The sequence below is a fragment of the Curtobacterium sp. MEB011 genome, assembly GCF_030209655.1.
In the GTDB taxonomy this organism is placed as follows: domain Bacteria; phylum Actinomycetota; class Actinomycetes; order Actinomycetales; family Microbacteriaceae; genus Curtobacterium; species Curtobacterium poinsettiae.
In genome coordinates this window covers 14293-28464 of sequence record NZ_JARVRN010000009.1, presented here as the reverse complement: position 1 = coordinate 28464, position 14172 = coordinate 14293, and the positions used below count along the sequence as shown (strand labels likewise).

Here is a 14172-nt window from a genome sequence, read left to right as displayed (position 1 = left end):
CGCATACATCCGACCTGCTGTGCTGACCGGGTCCGGATCAGCCGGAGCAGCGAGAAGCGAGGAGCGACGTGCGGGTACTGGTGGTGGAGGACGAGCCGTTCCTGGCGGAGGCGATCCGCGCGGGCCTGCGGCTCGAGGCGATCGCCGCCGACACGGTGGGCGACGGGTTGGCCGCGCTCGATCAGCTGGCCGTCCACACGTACGACGTGGTCGTGCTCGACCGGGACATCCCCGGTCTGCACGGGGACGACGTCTGCGCCCGGATCGTCGCTGACCCGGAAGCACCGAGCGTCCTCATGTTGACGGCGTCGACGACACTCGCTGAGCGCGTCCACGGCCTCCAGCTCGGGGCCGACGACTACCTCGGGAAGCCCTTCGACTTCGAGGAGCTCGTGGCACGCCTCCGGGCGCTGAACCGTCGAGCACGTCGCGCGGTCGCACCGGTCCTCGAGACGGCTGGTCTCCGGCTCGATCCCTTCCGACGCGAGGCCTACCGCGACGGCCGCTACCTGCGCCTGGGGCGCAAGGAGTTCGCGGTCCTCGAGGTCCTGCTGCGTGCCGACGGCGGGTTCGTGAGTGCCGAGCAGCTGCTCGAGCAGGTGTGGGACGAGCACGCTGACCCGTTCACCAACGCGGTCCGGCTGACCATCTCGACGCTGCGGAAGAAGCTCGGCAGTCCCGACGCCATCCGGACGCTGCCCGGTGTCGGGTACGCGGTCGCGCCGGGTCCTGTGCACGAGGGTCCGGAAGCATGAGGATCGCCGCGCTGCGCCGTCTGTCGATCCGGGCGCGCCTCACCCTGACGTACACGGCGCTGATCCTGCTGACCGGTGCCGTCATGCTCGCGGTCGTCTTCGCAGTCCTCGCCATCGTGCCCGGCTACGCGTTCACGGCGGGCCCGTTCCCCTACGGATCGACCCACGACGTGTACGAGATCACCGGCCGCGACGACGTCCTGCGCCTCTTCGTCATCGTCTCGGTCCCGGCGTTGCTCGTGGTCGGGGGCACCGGTGGTGTCGTCAGTTGGCTCGTCGCGGGCAGACTCCTCCGCCCGCTGCGCGACATCATCACGACCGCCGACCGGCTCGGTGCCGGCACGCTGGACGCCCGGGTGGACGTCTCGGGTCCACCGGACGAGATCCGCGACGTCGGTGCGACGCTGAACCGGATGCTCGACCGCCTGGAGACCGCCTTCGTCAGCCGTTCGCGGTTCGCGGCGAACGCCTCGCACGAACTCCGGACGCCGCTCGCCACGATGAAGACGATGCTGCAGGTCGCCCTCCGCGCACCCGACGGGCCGGACCGGACGCAGACCCTCGAACGGCTGCTCGTCACCACGGACCAGATGATCCGCATGACGACGGCGCTGCTCGACCTGGCACGAGGGGACGAGCCCATCGACGCCCGCCCGGTGTCGCTCCGCGACGAGGTCGCGGCCGCGCTGCTGGCGGTGGACGCAGAACGCCTCGCCCGGCGGATCGTCGTGTCGGTGCAGCTCGACGACGTCGTCGTGCTGGGCAACCGACCGTTGCTCGGGCAACTCGTCGGCAACCTGATCCGCAACGCCGTGGTCCACAACGTCTCCGGCGGGAGCCTACGGGTGGTGCTCGACGCTGGGGCGTCCGAGCTCCGGGTCGAGAACGACGGCGAGGTGATCCCGACCGACGAGGCGCACGAGTTGACGGAGCCGTTCCGACGACGCCACCGCACGCGGACGGACGGGAGCGGGCACGGGCTCGGCCTGCCGCTCGTCGCGATGATCGCGGCCGTCCACGGTGCGGAGCTGACCCTGACGGCGCGAGCTGTCGGCGGGTTGACCGCTTCGACCCGCTTCCCGGATCGGCAGCCACCAGATCCGGCAGGACCCAGCCGATCGGCACCCCGGGTCCTCGGCGATCACCCCGGCGTCCGGTAGCGTCAGCGCCATGACCGAGACGCAGCGACGCAGTCTGCTCGAACGGCTGATCGGCAAGCCCCTGCCGTGGCTCGTCTGGGGGTGGGCGGTGATCGCCCTGGTCTGGCTGGTGCTGGCCGTCGTGGAGCCGTCCCGGTTCCACACCGAGATGGCGGTCCTCTGGGGCATCCTCGTCGCCGTGCAGATCGGCTCGGTGCTCGTTGCCCGTGCGCACAGCCGCAAGCGTGCTCGGGGCGCAGGGAAGGACTCGTGACCGGTCCAGGGCCGGGGCGACCAGCGCGATGAACCCGACCGAGGACGCCGACGCCGATGCCGAACGTGCGCGGTTGGAACGCATCGCCTGGGGAGCCGCGTCCACGCCGGCCGACGCGGCCGACGCGCGGAGTGCCCTCGCCGCCCGCTCCCACGCCGATCTGCACAACGCCGACCCGCACAGCGCCGACCGCCCACCCGGAGCCGACGCGCACGGAACGCGAGCCGCCGACCGCGCACCCGCAGCCGACGCGCACGGAACGCGAACCGCCGACCGCGGAACGGATGCGGACGACCGCGGCAGGGGCCTCCTGGCCGGCGTCCGCCGACGAGCCGCTCGCATCCGACGCTCCGACCATCGCGTCCTCTGGACCCTCGGCGCAGCCGCCGTCGTGATCGGTTTCGTCGCGGGGACCGGGGTCGGACTGTCGCTGGGGGCGCGCCCCGTCGACCCCACGAACACCGTCACGCCGCCAGCCGGGGCGGTGACGATCGACCGGCGGTTCGAGCAGCCGCAGACCGTCGCCGACCGGACGCCAGCGGGGATCGCGACGCCGATGGAACGCTCGAGCACCCGTCTGGTGTTCACGAACCGATCGCTGTCGGGCGACGACGCGGCGACACCGTGGAACGTCTGGGCCGGGGTCGGTCGGGACGGTTCGACGATCTGCCTCGTCGCGTCGGCCGACCAACTCGAGGGCACGAGCGCCTGCTGGCCGCGCGGGGCGGCGCTGCACGGACGGGTGTCGCTGTCGGCGACGGCGCTCAGCGGGACGCTGACGGTCCGTCTGGTCGGCGGCGGGGTGCGGGCATCGGTGACGACCGGCGCCGAACCGATGTACACCGCCGGTCCGGTCGGCTGATACGCGAGCCCGAGCGGCGCGCCGTCGATCGGACCCGTAGGCTCCGAGTCGGACCGACCGGTGCACGGGGCGCACGGCGGGATCCGAGGGGGAACCACATGTCCATCACATCCAGGATGACCACGGCGGGGACAGCGGCGGCGATCGTCGCGCTCGCACTCTCCGGCTGCGCCGGCACCGGCACGACGGCGCCGGGGACGCAGCGGGCCGCACCGCAGTCGTCGACGCCCACGCAGCCAACGACGCCGACACCGTCGGCTGCACCCACCGTCGACGCTGCCACGAAGGACCTGTCGTTCGAGGACGGCGCCGCGCTCTCGTCGAGCACCCTGCCCGCGTTCGGGCTCGAGATCTCGGCACTCGACGGCTGGGAGCAGACCGGCGAGGACCCGACCAGCGGGTCCAGGGAGTACACGAACGCCGACGGCTCCGTGGCGACCATCACGCAGCAGCGGCTCACCGACCTCGACCCGACGATCGGCGACCGCGCCGCCACCGAGCAGCTGTTCACCGCGGCGGGTCTCCCGGCCGACCGGCTCGAGGAGCAGCTGCTGCCGACGATGACCGGGGGGACCGCGCAGTTCCTGTCGATCGCCGGGCACAACACGGACGGTTCGTGGTCGGCGACGGTCGCGCGCGCCTTCGCGAAGCCCGGGGCCGCGCTCATCGTGAAGGTCCGGACGACGTCGCAGGAAGCGCTCCGCCCGGACCTGCACGACATCCTGGTCAACGCGAAGGTGGTCGTCGCCTAGGACCGGAACGGAACCGGAGCACGGGCCGCCGCGACGGGTCCCTATGCTGAGTCCTCGTGCGCCGCTCCCTCCGTCTGCTGACCGTCCTCGTGATCGTCTTCGTGTTCGCCGCCGGGCTCCTGGGGTCGGTGGTGTTCGTCCAGCGCGTGCTGGCGGATCCGGGCAGTGACGTTGCGTGGGTCGGTACCGTCCGGAGTCTTGCTCTCCTGGTGATCGGGGTCGTGCTGACGCTGCGTGGACGGCGTGCCCTGCCCGCCCTCGGCGAAGCGATGACCCTGCACGAGGCGGTCGGCCCGCTCCGGCCGCTCACGATCGTGGTGTGGGCCTTCCTCGGTGCCACCATCTACTCGACCCTGCGCGGCTGGACGGTGATCGTCCCCGTCGCGGCCGTCGTCGGTGCGGTCGTCATCGGGTTGCCGTTCGTCGAACGCTTCCTGGACCGGGTGCTCGCCCGGCAGGCGGCGCAAGCCGACGCCGAAGCCGCGACACCGGTCGCTCCGGTCGCACCCGCCGGGACCGCCGCCGACGCGTGAGACAGCAAGCGAGACGGCACGCGGGACGGACGTGAGACGGTCACGAGACGAGACGGGAGGCCCGGTGCCAGCTGGCACCGGGCCTCCCGTCTCGTCGTCGACGCGGCCTGACCGCCCCTGCCGACCCCCACGGGTCGGCTCGCGTCAGCGCTCCGCGCGCCCGGCGAACCGGTACCGGAACCCGGGCACACCGTCCGCGGTGACGACCACGTCGTAGTAGCCCCACTCGTCGAGCGGCCAGTGCATCGTCTTGTGCCCGGACCCACGGACGTGCGCGGTCTCGCGGTGCTCGACGAAGTCGTTGGCCACGAGTTCGAAGCGGAGTTCGCCCGTGCCGGTGTTCTCGAGCAGGAGCTGCAGGGTTCGCCGGCCGCGGGTGTCCCGGACGACGGAGACGTGCGGGACACCACCGGTCGCCCGGCCGCCGACCGTGACGGTCCCGGCGAAGCGCCGGAGGAACCGGTCGGGTCCGTAGACGCTGACGTCGTACGCGCCGCCGGTCGTCGTGGTGTCCCACACCCAGTCGGCGCTCGCTCCCACGGGGACGGTCTTCGGGTGGGCGGCGAACGGCATCGCGGTGTTCGGGTACACCAGGAAGTTGACGCCCTGGCGGCCGTCGTTCGCGAGCGCCACGGTGACCCGACCGGTGCGGTGGTCGACGGTCGCGTCCGCGTGCTGTCGGTAGGGCAGGGGCCGACGGCGGACTGTGCCGGGCTCCTGGACGGGCACCGTCTGCGCGCCGATCGCGGGTTCCTCGATGGGCGGCTTGGCCTGGTCGGCGTCGGCGGCAGCGACCAGCGCGCGGGTCTGCTCGATGCCGGGGACGACGTCGGCGCCCGGGATGCTCGGGTCGGGGGCACTGAAGTCGAAGCAGCTGGTCAGGTCGCCGGAGACTGTCCGTCGCCAGTCGGAGATGTTCGGCTCGCGGACCCCCGTGACGTGTTCGAGGAACTGGATCACGGAGGTGTGGTCCGCCACCTGCGAGTTGACCCACCCGCCACGGCTCCAGGGGGACACCACGGTCATCGGCACGCGGGCACCCATGCCGATGGGCAGGCCGTCGACGTACTCGTCCGGGGTGCCCGGTTCGGCGAACGGGGGGACGACGTGGTCGAAGTACCCGTCGTTCTCGTCGTAGTTGACGAGCAGGACGGTCGAGGCCCAGGTGTCCGGGTTGCTGAAGAGTGCCTGCACCACGGCGTTCGTGTAGTGGGCGCCGTAGTCCGGGCTGGCCGCGGGGTGCTCGCTCCAGCCGTAGGGGGCGACGACGTACGACACGGTGGGCAGGCTGTTGGTCGCGCAGTCCTGCCCGAACTGGCTGAGCAGGTGGGTGACGTCGAGGCCCTTGCCGGAGTTCGGCTTCCACCCGTCGTGCAGCCCGGCACGCGCGGCGAGCTCCTGCTGGGCGGGGTCCGAGGATGCGAGGGCGCGGTGGTACTGCTCGAACAGCCAGAGCGGGTTGTCGCCGTAGTCGCCGACGTAGGGGTCGGCGGAGCTGTCGCCGACCTCGTCGTTGGCGTAGGTCTTCCAGGTGACCCCGGCCGCCTGCAGCCGTTCGGCGTAGGTGGTCCAGGCGAACACCGGTTCGTAGTCCGCCGGGTTGTCGGTCGCCGGTCCGCCCTGGGTGCCGCGGGGGTCGATCGTGCCGGACCACTGGTACAGGCGGTTCGGCGTCGTCGGCCCGTTGAGCGAGCAGTGGTAGTCGTCGCAGACCGTGAAGGCGCCGGCGAGTGCGCGCTGGTAGGGGATGTCCTCGCTCGTGAAGTAGCCCATCGTCTGGGCGCTCTTCGCGTCGACCCACCGGTTCCAGGCCCCGCCGTTCCACGCGGTGTGCCCGCCACCCCAGGAGTGGTCGAGGCCGTCGGCGTTCTGCGCGTTGAACCGCGTGGTGTCGAGCCGGAACGGCAGCATGGCGCCGCCGTCGGTGCGGGCCGCTGCCGGCTGGTGGAAGACGTCGTGTCCGGTCGGCAGCTCGAGCGCCTGCTTGTCGGAGAACCCTCGGACCCCGGGCATCGTGCCGTAGTAGTGGTCGAAGGACCGGTTCTCCTGCATGAGCACGACGACGTGCTTGACGTCGGCGATCGTGCCGGTGGGGACGGCACGGGCGGTCGCGGCGCTGGCACGGTCGGCCGCGCCCGGTCCGAACGCGGAGCCTGCGGCGACGCCGGCCATGATCGCCGCCGCGCCGCCGACCAGGACCGTGCGGCGGCTCAGACCGGGGCGGACCGCTGCGGTGTACGCGGCGTCCGGGGTCAGCGGTGGTGCGGCGTCCAGGCTGACGTCGGGTGCGCCGTGTTCGGGCTTCCTCGTGCTCATCGCGGGCCTTCCAGATCGGTGGGGAGTGCGGGCGCTGCGGGGGAAGAGCACCCGTCAGCATGACAACGAGGTGCGCTGAACCGTGCCTGGCCCGGTCGTGGCAGCGGGGTGAACGCGTCCGGTGGAATCGGGATCGACCTGTCCAGGTGCGCCGTGGCAGGACCCTGTCATCTCAGGGTGGCTGCCACCAGAACTCCGACGCACCTGGACAGGTGGAGCTGGGGCGGGGGAGGATCACGGGGTGCGACCACTGTTCCGGGACCTCGCCGAGGACCTCGCCGACCGGGTGCTCCGCGGTGAGTTCGACGCCACCGGGCTCCTGCCGGGCGAGCACGACCTGGCCGCCGACTACGGGGTGGCGCGCGGCACCGTGCGGAATGCCCTCGGTCTGCTCCGCGACCGGCAGGTGCTGACGGCACGTCCGGGGTCCCGTTGGCGTGTCCGGACCGCGACGCTCGGCCACGACGCCGGCGCGCTCGAGTCGTTCGGTCAGCTGGCTCGGGCCAGGGGACACGAGCCGGGTGGTCGGGTGGTGGCGGTCGAGGAGCGCCCCGCCACGATGAGTGAGCGGCGGTTGTTCCACGCCGCGCCCGACGAGCCCGTCCTGCACGTCGCGCGGGTGCGCTCCCTGGACGGCGTCGACGTCATGCTCGAGCGCACCGCCTACGCGCCGTGGGTCGCCGCGGTCATCCGGACGATCCCGGGCGGGCAGACGTCGGTGTCCGCGACCCTGCAGGACCGGTTCGGCATCCGGGTCGGCTCCGCCGTCACCACCGTGGACGCGCTGCTGGCGGACGACGCCGACGCCGCGCTCCTCGGGGTGCGGCCCGGGGCGGCGCTCCTGCAGGTCCGCCGGTCGAGCACCGCCGAGGACGGCCGACCGCTCGAGGCCGGCGACGACCGGTACGTCGCCGGGACGGTGCCGCTCCGGATCCGGACGGCGTCCGCAGCGGCACCGCGGGTCGGCGCCGGGCCCGACGACGCGGGATGAGACGGACAGGAGGCGCGGTGCCGGCCGGCACCGCGCCTCCTGTCCGTCTCCGTGCAGCCCCACGACGTGGGCCGGCAGGCGGGGTCAGCGTCGCTGGGTGCCGCCCGCGGTGGCCGCGGCGACGGCCGCCGCCAGCCCGGCCTCGATGACGTCGACGGGGTCCGGCAGGGCCGCGATCGACGCCGCCACCTGCCGGCTGCGGGCGCGGTGGGTCGACGTGCTGAGGACCTCGAGGACGGCCCGACGGATCGCCCGAGGCCGTGGTGTCCCGGAACGCAGGTTCCGCCCGCACCCGGCCCAGGCCACCCGGGCGGCGACCTCCGGCTTGTCCTCGGTCGACCCGGCCACCACGAGCGGGACGCCGTGCGCGAGGGCGCGCTGCACCCCGCCGAACCCACCGTTCGTCACGACGACGCTGCACCGCGGCAGCAGCTGGTCGTAGGGCAGGAAGGTCGCCACCCGGGCGTTCGCGGGCAGGGCGGTGCCGAGTGCGCGCTCGAGCTGGTCGACCGGGCGGCCTCCCGTGGTCGCGACGACGAGGACGTCCTCGTCCGCCAGGGCGCGCAGGGTCGGCGCGAGGAGCCGGCCGAGGTCGACGGTGTCGATGGTCCCCTGGGTGACGAGCACCACCGGGGTGTCGGTGTCCAGGTCGTCCCACCACGCGGGCAGGTCGGCCGCGGACGTCGGCGCGGAACGGGCCACGACCGGACCGACGAACCGGACCGTGTCCGGGAGCTCGCGGCGCGGGTACTCGAGCTCCCGGACGCTCATCTGGAACAGGGTGTCGAACGCGCGGTACGCGAAGTCGAAGGTGTCGATCGTCGACGGCGGTGCCCCCACCTCGGCGAGCACGGCGTCCACCGCGCGACGCAGCGGCCGGGTGAGGACGGGGTGGAGCGCCGCCGTGAGCAGTCGGTTGCGCGCGCGAGCCACCGGCCCGCGACCCGGGGGGAGCGCGGTGCCGAAGGGTGCCGCGTCGACGCTGGTGAGCGTCACCGGGGTGGTCGCGATCCCGAGCACGGGCAGACGCTCCGCGGGCGGCAGGGCCAGGTACGGCGCGAGCCCGGTGAACGACGCTTCGCCGAGCACCGCGTCGAAGCGCCCCGCTGCCAGCAGCGCCGTCAGCTCCCGGTACTGCGACGGGATCGCCCGGACGAACATGGCGATGATGCCCTCGCGGACGACCGCGATCCCGCGTGCCGCACTGGCGTCGGCGAGCCGCTCCTGCAGGTCGGCGTCGTCGAAGTCGACGTCGGCCGGCAGCGCAGCGAACCGGAGCCCCGCGCCGACGACGAGCTCGCGGTACTTGGTGCCGGTCAGCACGGTGATGTCGTGGCCGCGCACCGCGAGGGCACGTCCGACGTCGACGAGGGGCGCGAGGTGGCCGTAGACGGGCGGTGAACAGAGCAGGTACGAGGACACGGGGCCGCTTTTCGACGCTGGGGATGACCGGACGCTCGGAGCGTAGGTGCGGCGAGCACGCGCGTGGCGCGGCACGGACTGGGAATGGGTGAGAGTCCTCGAGCGTCCGCACCGGGGCGCTAGGGTCGCTGCATGACCACACCCGCGGGGGCGAGTTCGGGCAACGGCTACTGGCGCGGCCAGATCTGGGCGACGGCCCTGCTCGGCGTCGGGATGGTGGCGTGCAGCGTCGTGCTCTTCCTGGCGGATCCCGACGAACCGGGACGCGGGCTCCTGACCGCGTTCGGCGGCCTGCTCTTCCTCACCACGTTCGGCTGGGCGGTCGACGCGGCGACCCGATCGGACCCCCGACAGCGCGCGCTCTTCGCGTGGGCCGTCGCCCAGCACGAGGCCGCGGGGCACGGCAACGACGTCCTCGCGCTGGCCGATGCCGCCCGTGCCCGCGACGGTGCGCTCGACGCCGAGCGGATCCGGGCACTGCAGGCGCTCCGGCCCGACAACCCGTACCCGGGCGGCCCGCTCGACGACGGCGCCGACAGCGTGGGCGGCGAGCCGGACGACGCCGGCGCGAACCGGCTCGGCATCGCCCTGCTCGCGCTGTTCTTCGCCCTGACCGGCCTGTACTGCAGCTGCTGGCCGTCGGTGTTCGTGCTCGGGTGGCCGTTCCAGTTCATCGCGTCGATCCTGGCCGTGGTCGCGATCGTGCGGCCGGGTCGCGGGCGACGGCTCGGCGTCGTCGCGGCGATCGTCTCGGTGCTCGGCACCCTGGTGACGGTCGGCGTGCTCGTATGGGGCGTGGTCGAGGGGGTCGGCAGCTAGCTGCCCGCGGTCGCGCGTGCGGCCCGCGACGTGCGCGGTGGCGGACGGGAGGCGCGGTGCCGGCCGGTGTCGCGCCTCCCGTCCGTCGTCACGCGGTCCACGGCGTGGGCTGGCGCAGCGCGCCGCTGCGGTGCCGGGACCCAGCAGGATCCTCAGCGCGTCGTCGCCGTTCGCCGGCGGACGAGGGGGTCCGTGCGCGAGGATCCAGGGGTGTCTCGTCGTGCGGCTGCTGTCCGGACCACCGTGGTGGTCGCGACCCTGCTGGTCGGTGTCGCCTTCGTCACCGCTCCGTGGCTCGGGATCGGGCGAGCGCCGGTGCTCGCCGCCGTGCTGCCGGCACGTTCCCTCGTGACCGTGGGGCTGGCCGCCGTCGGCCTCTCGCTGCTGCTCGTCGCCGTCGTCGTGCGTCGCGTGCGACTCGTTGCCGCGTCGGTCGGTGTGGTCGTGCTCGTCGTCGCCGTGGCCAACACGGCCGTCCTCGGCGCGCGGGGGTGGGACGTCGGGGCCGTCAGCGGTGCGGGTGACTCGCTCCGGGTGTTCGAGTGGAACACCAACGGGGGACTCGTCGGTCCGCAGGGTGTCGCCCGGGCGGCGCTGTCCGCACGGGCGGACGTCGTCGTGCTGCCCGACGCGGGGGACCGACGCGCTGCCGCCGCGGTGGCGCGTTCGATGGGCGAGCACGGTCGGCCGGTGCGGCTGTTCATGCGCCGGCAGGGCGCGCAGGTGGCGGTGCTCGTCCGCGCCGACCTGGCCTCCGGAGCGTCGATGCGTCCCGGTGTCGACCCGGTGAAGACGATGACGGTGTCCGGACCGTCGATCCCGACGATCGTCGCGGTGCACGCCCCGCAGCCGGTGCTGCCCGGCGGCCTGGCGGGCTGGCGGACCGACCTGCGGTGGATCGGTGAGCAGTGCGGCCGCGGCGCGGACGTCATCGTGTCGGGGGACTTCAACGGATCGGTCGACAGCTTCGACGGCGGCCGCCTCGGGTCGTGCCGGGACGCCGCGTCGGCCGTGCACGCCGCGGCACTCGGCACGTGGCCGACGTGGCTCGATCCGCGGCTGGCGATGCCGATCGACCACACCCTGGTCGGTCCGTCGGCCGGTCCGTCGGCCGGTGTCGTCCGGTCGTGGAGCGTGCTGACGGCCGAGGACCACTCGGGTGCCCGGCACCGGCCCACCCTGACGGTCGTCACGCGCACCTGAGGCGGACCACGGCCCGGTTTCGGCGTGCGGGGCCGTTCTTCGGCGTGCGCGGCCTTGTTCCGGCCTGTTTCGGCGTTCGCGGGGCCCTGTTCCGGCCCGTTTCGGCGTGCGTGGGGCGCGTCAGGTGGGAACAGGCTCGCAACGTCGTCGAAACACGCGCACGGTGGGGTGGGTGCATGGACGTCACCACCACGGATCGTGCCCCCGCTCGCTGGTACCAGTCGCTGTTCGTGCAGATCGCGATCGGCGTCGCCCTCGGCATCGCGGTCGGGGTCTGCTTCCCGGCCGCGGCGCCGGTGCTCAACGTCGTCGGGCAGGGGTTCATCCGCCTGATCGAGATGGTGATCGCGCCGCTCGTCTTCATCGTCGTGGTGACCGGCATCGTGCACGTCGGCGACCTGCGGTCGGTGGGACGGATCGCCGGCAAGGCGATGGTCTACTTCCTGCTCGCGTCGTCGTGTGCGCTCGTGTTCGGTCTGCTGGTCGGCAACCTCGTGCGCCCCGGCGCCGGCCTGCGGATCGACCCGTCGTCGCTCGACGCCTCGGCCGTGGCGGCGAAGACCGCGGGCGGCACGGCTCCGGACGCCGGCACCTTCATCCTCGACCTCATCCCGTCGAGCGTCGTGAACGCGTTCGCGACGAACGACATCCTGCAGGTGCTCGTCTTCGCGGTGTTCGTCGGCGCGGCCATCGCCGCGATCGGGAGCGAGCGTGCGCGGCCGCTGGTCCGGGGGCTCGACCTGTGCCTCGAGGTCGTCTACCGGATCCTGGGCTGGGTCATGCGCCTGTCGCCGCTCGGTGCGTTCGGCGCGATGGCGTACGTGGTGGGGCAGTACGGCGTCGACACCCTGGGGTCGTACGGACTCCTCATCGCCGCCTGCTACGGCGCCGCCGCGGTGTTCATCGTGGCGTTGCTCGTCGGTGGGCGGCTGCTGTCCGGGGTGCCGATCTGGCGGTTCGTGTGGCACACCCGGGCCGAGTTCGGGCTGGCCCTCGGCACCGCGTCGACCGAGGCCGTGCTGCCGCGGATGATCACCCGGCTCACCGAGGTCGGCGTCTCACGGAGCGTCGCCGGGCTCGTCGTGCCGACGGGGTACTCGTTCAACCTGGACGGGGCAGCGATCTACCTGTCGATCTCGCTGCTGTTCCTGACGCAGGCGTTCGGGGTGCCGTTGACGCTCGAGCAGCAGGTCGCCGCGCTCGGGGTGCTGCTGCTGACGTCGAAGGGCATGGCCGGGGTGCCGGGGTCGTCGTTCCTGGCGCTGTCCGCGACGGCGACGAGTCTCGGGCTGTTCCCGGTCGCGGGCGTCGCGCTGCTGCTCGGCGCCGACCGGATCATGGACGCGATGCGGGTGAGCGTGAACCTGCTCGGCAACTGCGTCGCGACGCTGGTGGTGGCGCGGTGGCAGGGTGCGCTCGACCGTGAGCGGGTGGACGCGGTGCTGCGGCCCGGGCGCGGGGTCCGGCCGTCGTCGGAGCCGGAGTCTGCTGCGGGTGGTTCGGGTGCTGCGGGTGCGGCCGCGGTGACGGCGACGGCGCGGGTTCGGTGAGGGGCCGCGGCGCGGTCAGCGGTCGAGGACGGCGCGCTGCTGGTCGTACTGCTGGCGGGTCCGGTGTCCGCCCATCTTGCGCACGACTGCGCCCGAGGGGTCACGGGTGATGCGCCACCAGATCGCGGTGCAGAGCGACGTGGTCGGCAGGATCGTCCCGAGTCCGATCAGGAGCTGTCTGCCGAGATCCGTTCGCCAGGGCAGCCCGGACAGCTCGAGCACCGTGATGACGATCGCGCCCACGACGAGGTTGATCAGACTGCTCCAGAGCTTCCGCACGGTGCGCTGACGTGCCGCGTCGAGTTCCGGCAGCTGCGCCAGCGGGAGCGTCGAACCGATGTGCTCACGCGGTTCGCCGCCGACGATGACGGCGGCCGGGCCCGGGGCTGCAGCAGCGGCGTCGGTGTCCGTGGCGGGGCGCCACACCAGGTAGTCCAGGTGCTCCACGTCGTCGTCGATGCGGAACCATCCGCCTTCGAAGTCGCCGGCAGCGGCGTCGGGATCGGCGTGGGGAGTGGTCGTGGTCACGTCGGTCATCTTGGCAGCAACCGGTGCCGCTGCGGCACCACCGCTTCGGGGGTGGAACGGAGGCGACGGTCGCGGGGCCGGTGGTGCGTTCTGCTGGCAGGATGGCCCCGACACCACGGGGGCGGGGCGGACCTGAGCACCGAACAGCAGGACTGGCGCGACCACGGGACGGGCCCGACGACGGGACGGGGCAACGCGATCGCCATCGCGCTCGTGTTGCCGGTGCTGCTCGTCGTGAGTTGGGTGGTCCAGATCGGGGCGTACCTGGAGCGTGACTTCGGGTCGATGGACGACCGGCTCGGCCCAGGGGGCGTGCTGACCCGGCTGGTGATCGGGGCCGCGCTGGCCGTGGGGATCCCGGCGGTGGTGCTCGTCGTGCAGGTCCGGGCTCGCCGGCGCGAACGGCGGCACTCGCTGGCCGCCGTGGTCGCGGCGATCGTCGTGCTGGTCATCGCCGTGCCGTGGAACGGTCTGGTCCTGACGTCACAGGTGCGGAGCATGGCCGCCGACGCCCGGCAGAGGGCGCAGCCGGCGACCGCCGCCGAGCGGCACTTCGCCGACGGCGACGCCGGGGGGCACACTCGAACGGATCGGGGACCGCACCGTGCGGATCCTCGGCGGCGACCGGAAGTCCGCCTACCGCGATGGTGAGCGAGCCGGTGGTGCGTACAGCGAGGAGTGCAAGCTGTCGAACGCCCACCAGGGGGTGCGGTGGACGTACTGGTACGCCCCGGGGGAGTACACCGACGCCGACGGCAAGGAGCTCCTGCCCGAGGACCACACGATGATCGAGGGTGCGAACCGCGACGTGGACCGCGTCCGCTCGTACTGGGAGTCCGAGGGCATCGGTGCCCGCTCCGAGGCGGACCTGGTCCCCGACCAGATCTCACCCACAGCCGACTGGCTCGAGAGCACCTCGTCGTACACGCGGCCCGGACCGGACGTCGACTTCCGCACGATCTGCCTGGTGCGCTGAGGGCTCATGCCGTGGTGGGGCCTCCGGGCTGTGAGCAGCTTCGCTCTGTGTC

General features: G+C 73.1%; 15 protein-coding genes. 12 read left to right on the top strand and 3 right to left on the bottom strand.

Translation table 11 applies throughout. From position 1 onward, the window contains the following. Positions 1-68 precede the first annotated feature (68 nt). The 6 genes from QRN30_RS11755 (at position 69) to QRN30_RS11730 (ending at position 4315) form a co-directional block, all read left to right on the top strand. Positions 69-755 (top strand): response regulator transcription factor, encoded by a 687-nt coding sequence (locus tag QRN30_RS11755; protein ID WP_040418670.1) that lies wholly within the window; start codon positions 69-71, stop codon positions 753-755. After that, positions 752-1915, top strand: a complete 1164-nt coding sequence (locus QRN30_RS11750; RefSeq protein ID WP_284761126.1) for a sensor histidine kinase — start codon at positions 752-754, stop codon at positions 1913-1915. The genes QRN30_RS11755 and QRN30_RS11750 overlap by 4 nt, the downstream gene beginning before the upstream one ends. Positions 1916-1925: 10 nt before the next feature. Then, positions 1926-2168 (top strand): hypothetical protein, encoded by a 243-nt coding sequence (locus tag QRN30_RS11745; RefSeq protein WP_194590572.1) that lies wholly within the window; start codon positions 1926-1928, stop codon positions 2166-2168. A 28-nt stretch (positions 2169-2196) separates the two neighbouring features. Beyond that, the gene (locus QRN30_RS11740; RefSeq protein ID WP_284761125.1) at positions 2197-3030 is read left to right on the top strand and encodes a hypothetical protein; all 834 of its coding nucleotides are present in this window, start codon (positions 2197-2199) and stop codon (positions 3028-3030) included. Between the two features lie 98 nt (positions 3031-3128). Next, entirely contained in the window at positions 3129-3782 is a 654-nt protein-coding gene (locus QRN30_RS11735) for a hypothetical protein (RefSeq protein ID WP_284761124.1), read from the top strand. Between the two features lie 56 nt (positions 3783-3838). Then, the gene (locus QRN30_RS11730; RefSeq protein WP_284761123.1) at positions 3839-4315 is read left to right on the top strand and encodes a hypothetical protein; all 477 of its coding nucleotides are present in this window, start codon (positions 3839-3841) and stop codon (positions 4313-4315) included. A gap of 144 nt (positions 4316-4459) precedes the next feature. On the opposite strand, the gene QRN30_RS11725 is transcribed toward QRN30_RS11730, so the two are convergent. Continuing rightward, on the bottom strand, positions 4460-6631 hold the full coding sequence (locus tag QRN30_RS11725) for a phosphocholine-specific phospholipase C (protein WP_194590570.1): 2172 nt from the start codon (positions 6629-6631) through the stop codon (positions 4460-4462). 241 nt (positions 6632-6872) lie between these two features. On the opposite strand from QRN30_RS11725, the gene QRN30_RS11720 reads away from it, so the two are divergent. Next, positions 6873-7622, top strand: coding sequence for a GntR family transcriptional regulator (locus QRN30_RS11720; protein WP_017885707.1), 750 nt, complete (start codon positions 6873-6875; stop codon positions 7620-7622). Positions 7623-7706: 84 nt separating this feature from the next. On the opposite strand, the gene QRN30_RS11715 is transcribed toward QRN30_RS11720, so the two are convergent. Beyond that, positions 7707-9044: a nucleotide disphospho-sugar-binding domain-containing protein gene (locus QRN30_RS11715; protein ID WP_262159923.1), complete on the bottom strand. Its 1338-nt coding sequence runs from the start codon at positions 9042-9044 to the stop codon at positions 7707-7709. A 132-nt stretch (positions 9045-9176) separates the two neighbouring features. On the opposite strand from QRN30_RS11715, the gene QRN30_RS11710 reads away from it, so the two are divergent. The 3 genes from QRN30_RS11710 to QRN30_RS11700 all read left to right on the top strand — a co-directional run bounded on the left by QRN30_RS11710 (position 9177) and on the right by QRN30_RS11700 (position 12616). Further along, positions 9177-9863, top strand: a complete 687-nt coding sequence (locus tag QRN30_RS11710) for a hypothetical protein (RefSeq protein WP_071251461.1) — start codon at positions 9177-9179, stop codon at positions 9861-9863. A 210-nt stretch (positions 9864-10073) separates the two neighbouring features. Then, entirely contained in the window at positions 10074-11066 is a 993-nt protein-coding gene (locus QRN30_RS11705; RefSeq protein WP_152427134.1) for an endonuclease/exonuclease/phosphatase family protein, read from the top strand. Positions 11067-11242: 176 nt separating this feature from the next. After that, entirely contained in the window at positions 11243-12616 is a 1374-nt protein-coding gene (locus QRN30_RS11700) for a cation:dicarboxylate symporter family transporter (RefSeq protein WP_259575367.1), read from the top strand. 15 nt (positions 12617-12631) lie between these two features. On the opposite strand, the gene QRN30_RS11695 is transcribed toward QRN30_RS11700, so the two are convergent. After that, on the bottom strand, positions 12632-13144 hold the full coding sequence (locus QRN30_RS11695) for a hypothetical protein (RefSeq protein WP_139179712.1): 513 nt from the start codon (positions 13142-13144) through the stop codon (positions 12632-12634). A 234-nt stretch (positions 13145-13378) separates the two neighbouring features. Here QRN30_RS11695 and QRN30_RS11690 point away from each other — a divergent pair, with 234 nt between their 5' ends. Both QRN30_RS11690 and QRN30_RS11685 read left to right on the top strand, forming a co-directional pair. Then, positions 13379-13795, top strand: coding sequence for a hypothetical protein (locus tag QRN30_RS11690; protein WP_284761122.1), 417 nt, complete (start codon positions 13379-13381; stop codon positions 13793-13795). Beyond that, on the top strand, positions 13749-14120 hold the full coding sequence (locus QRN30_RS11685; protein ID WP_284761121.1) for a hypothetical protein: 372 nt from the start codon (positions 13749-13751) through the stop codon (positions 14118-14120). The genes QRN30_RS11690 and QRN30_RS11685 overlap by 47 nt, the downstream gene beginning before the upstream one ends. Positions 14121-14172: the final 52 nt, after the last annotated feature.

Excerpts from the sequence above, each read along its gene's own strand:
- QRN30_RS11700 (WP_259575367.1), top strand. The coding sequence starts at position 11,243 with ATGGACGTCACCACCACGGATCGTGCCCCCGCTCGCTGGTACCAGTCG.
- QRN30_RS11710 (WP_071251461.1), top strand. The coding sequence starts at position 9,177 with ATGACCACACCCGCGGGGGCGAGTTCGGGCAACGGCTACTGGCGCGGC.
- QRN30_RS11750 (WP_284761126.1), top strand. The coding sequence starts at position 752 with ATGAGGATCGCCGCGCTGCGCCGTCTGTCGATCCGGGCGCGCCTCACC.
- QRN30_RS11725 (WP_194590570.1), bottom strand. The coding sequence starts at position 6,631 with ATGAGCACGAGGAAGCCCGAACACGGCGCACCCGACGTCAGCCTGGAC.
- QRN30_RS11745 (WP_194590572.1), top strand. The coding sequence starts at position 1,926 with ATGACCGAGACGCAGCGACGCAGTCTGCTCGAACGGCTGATCGGCAAG.
- QRN30_RS11740 (WP_284761125.1), top strand. The coding sequence starts at position 2,197 with ATGAACCCGACCGAGGACGCCGACGCCGATGCCGAACGTGCGCGGTTG.
- QRN30_RS11735 (WP_284761124.1), top strand. The coding sequence starts at position 3,129 with ATGTCCATCACATCCAGGATGACCACGGCGGGGACAGCGGCGGCGATC.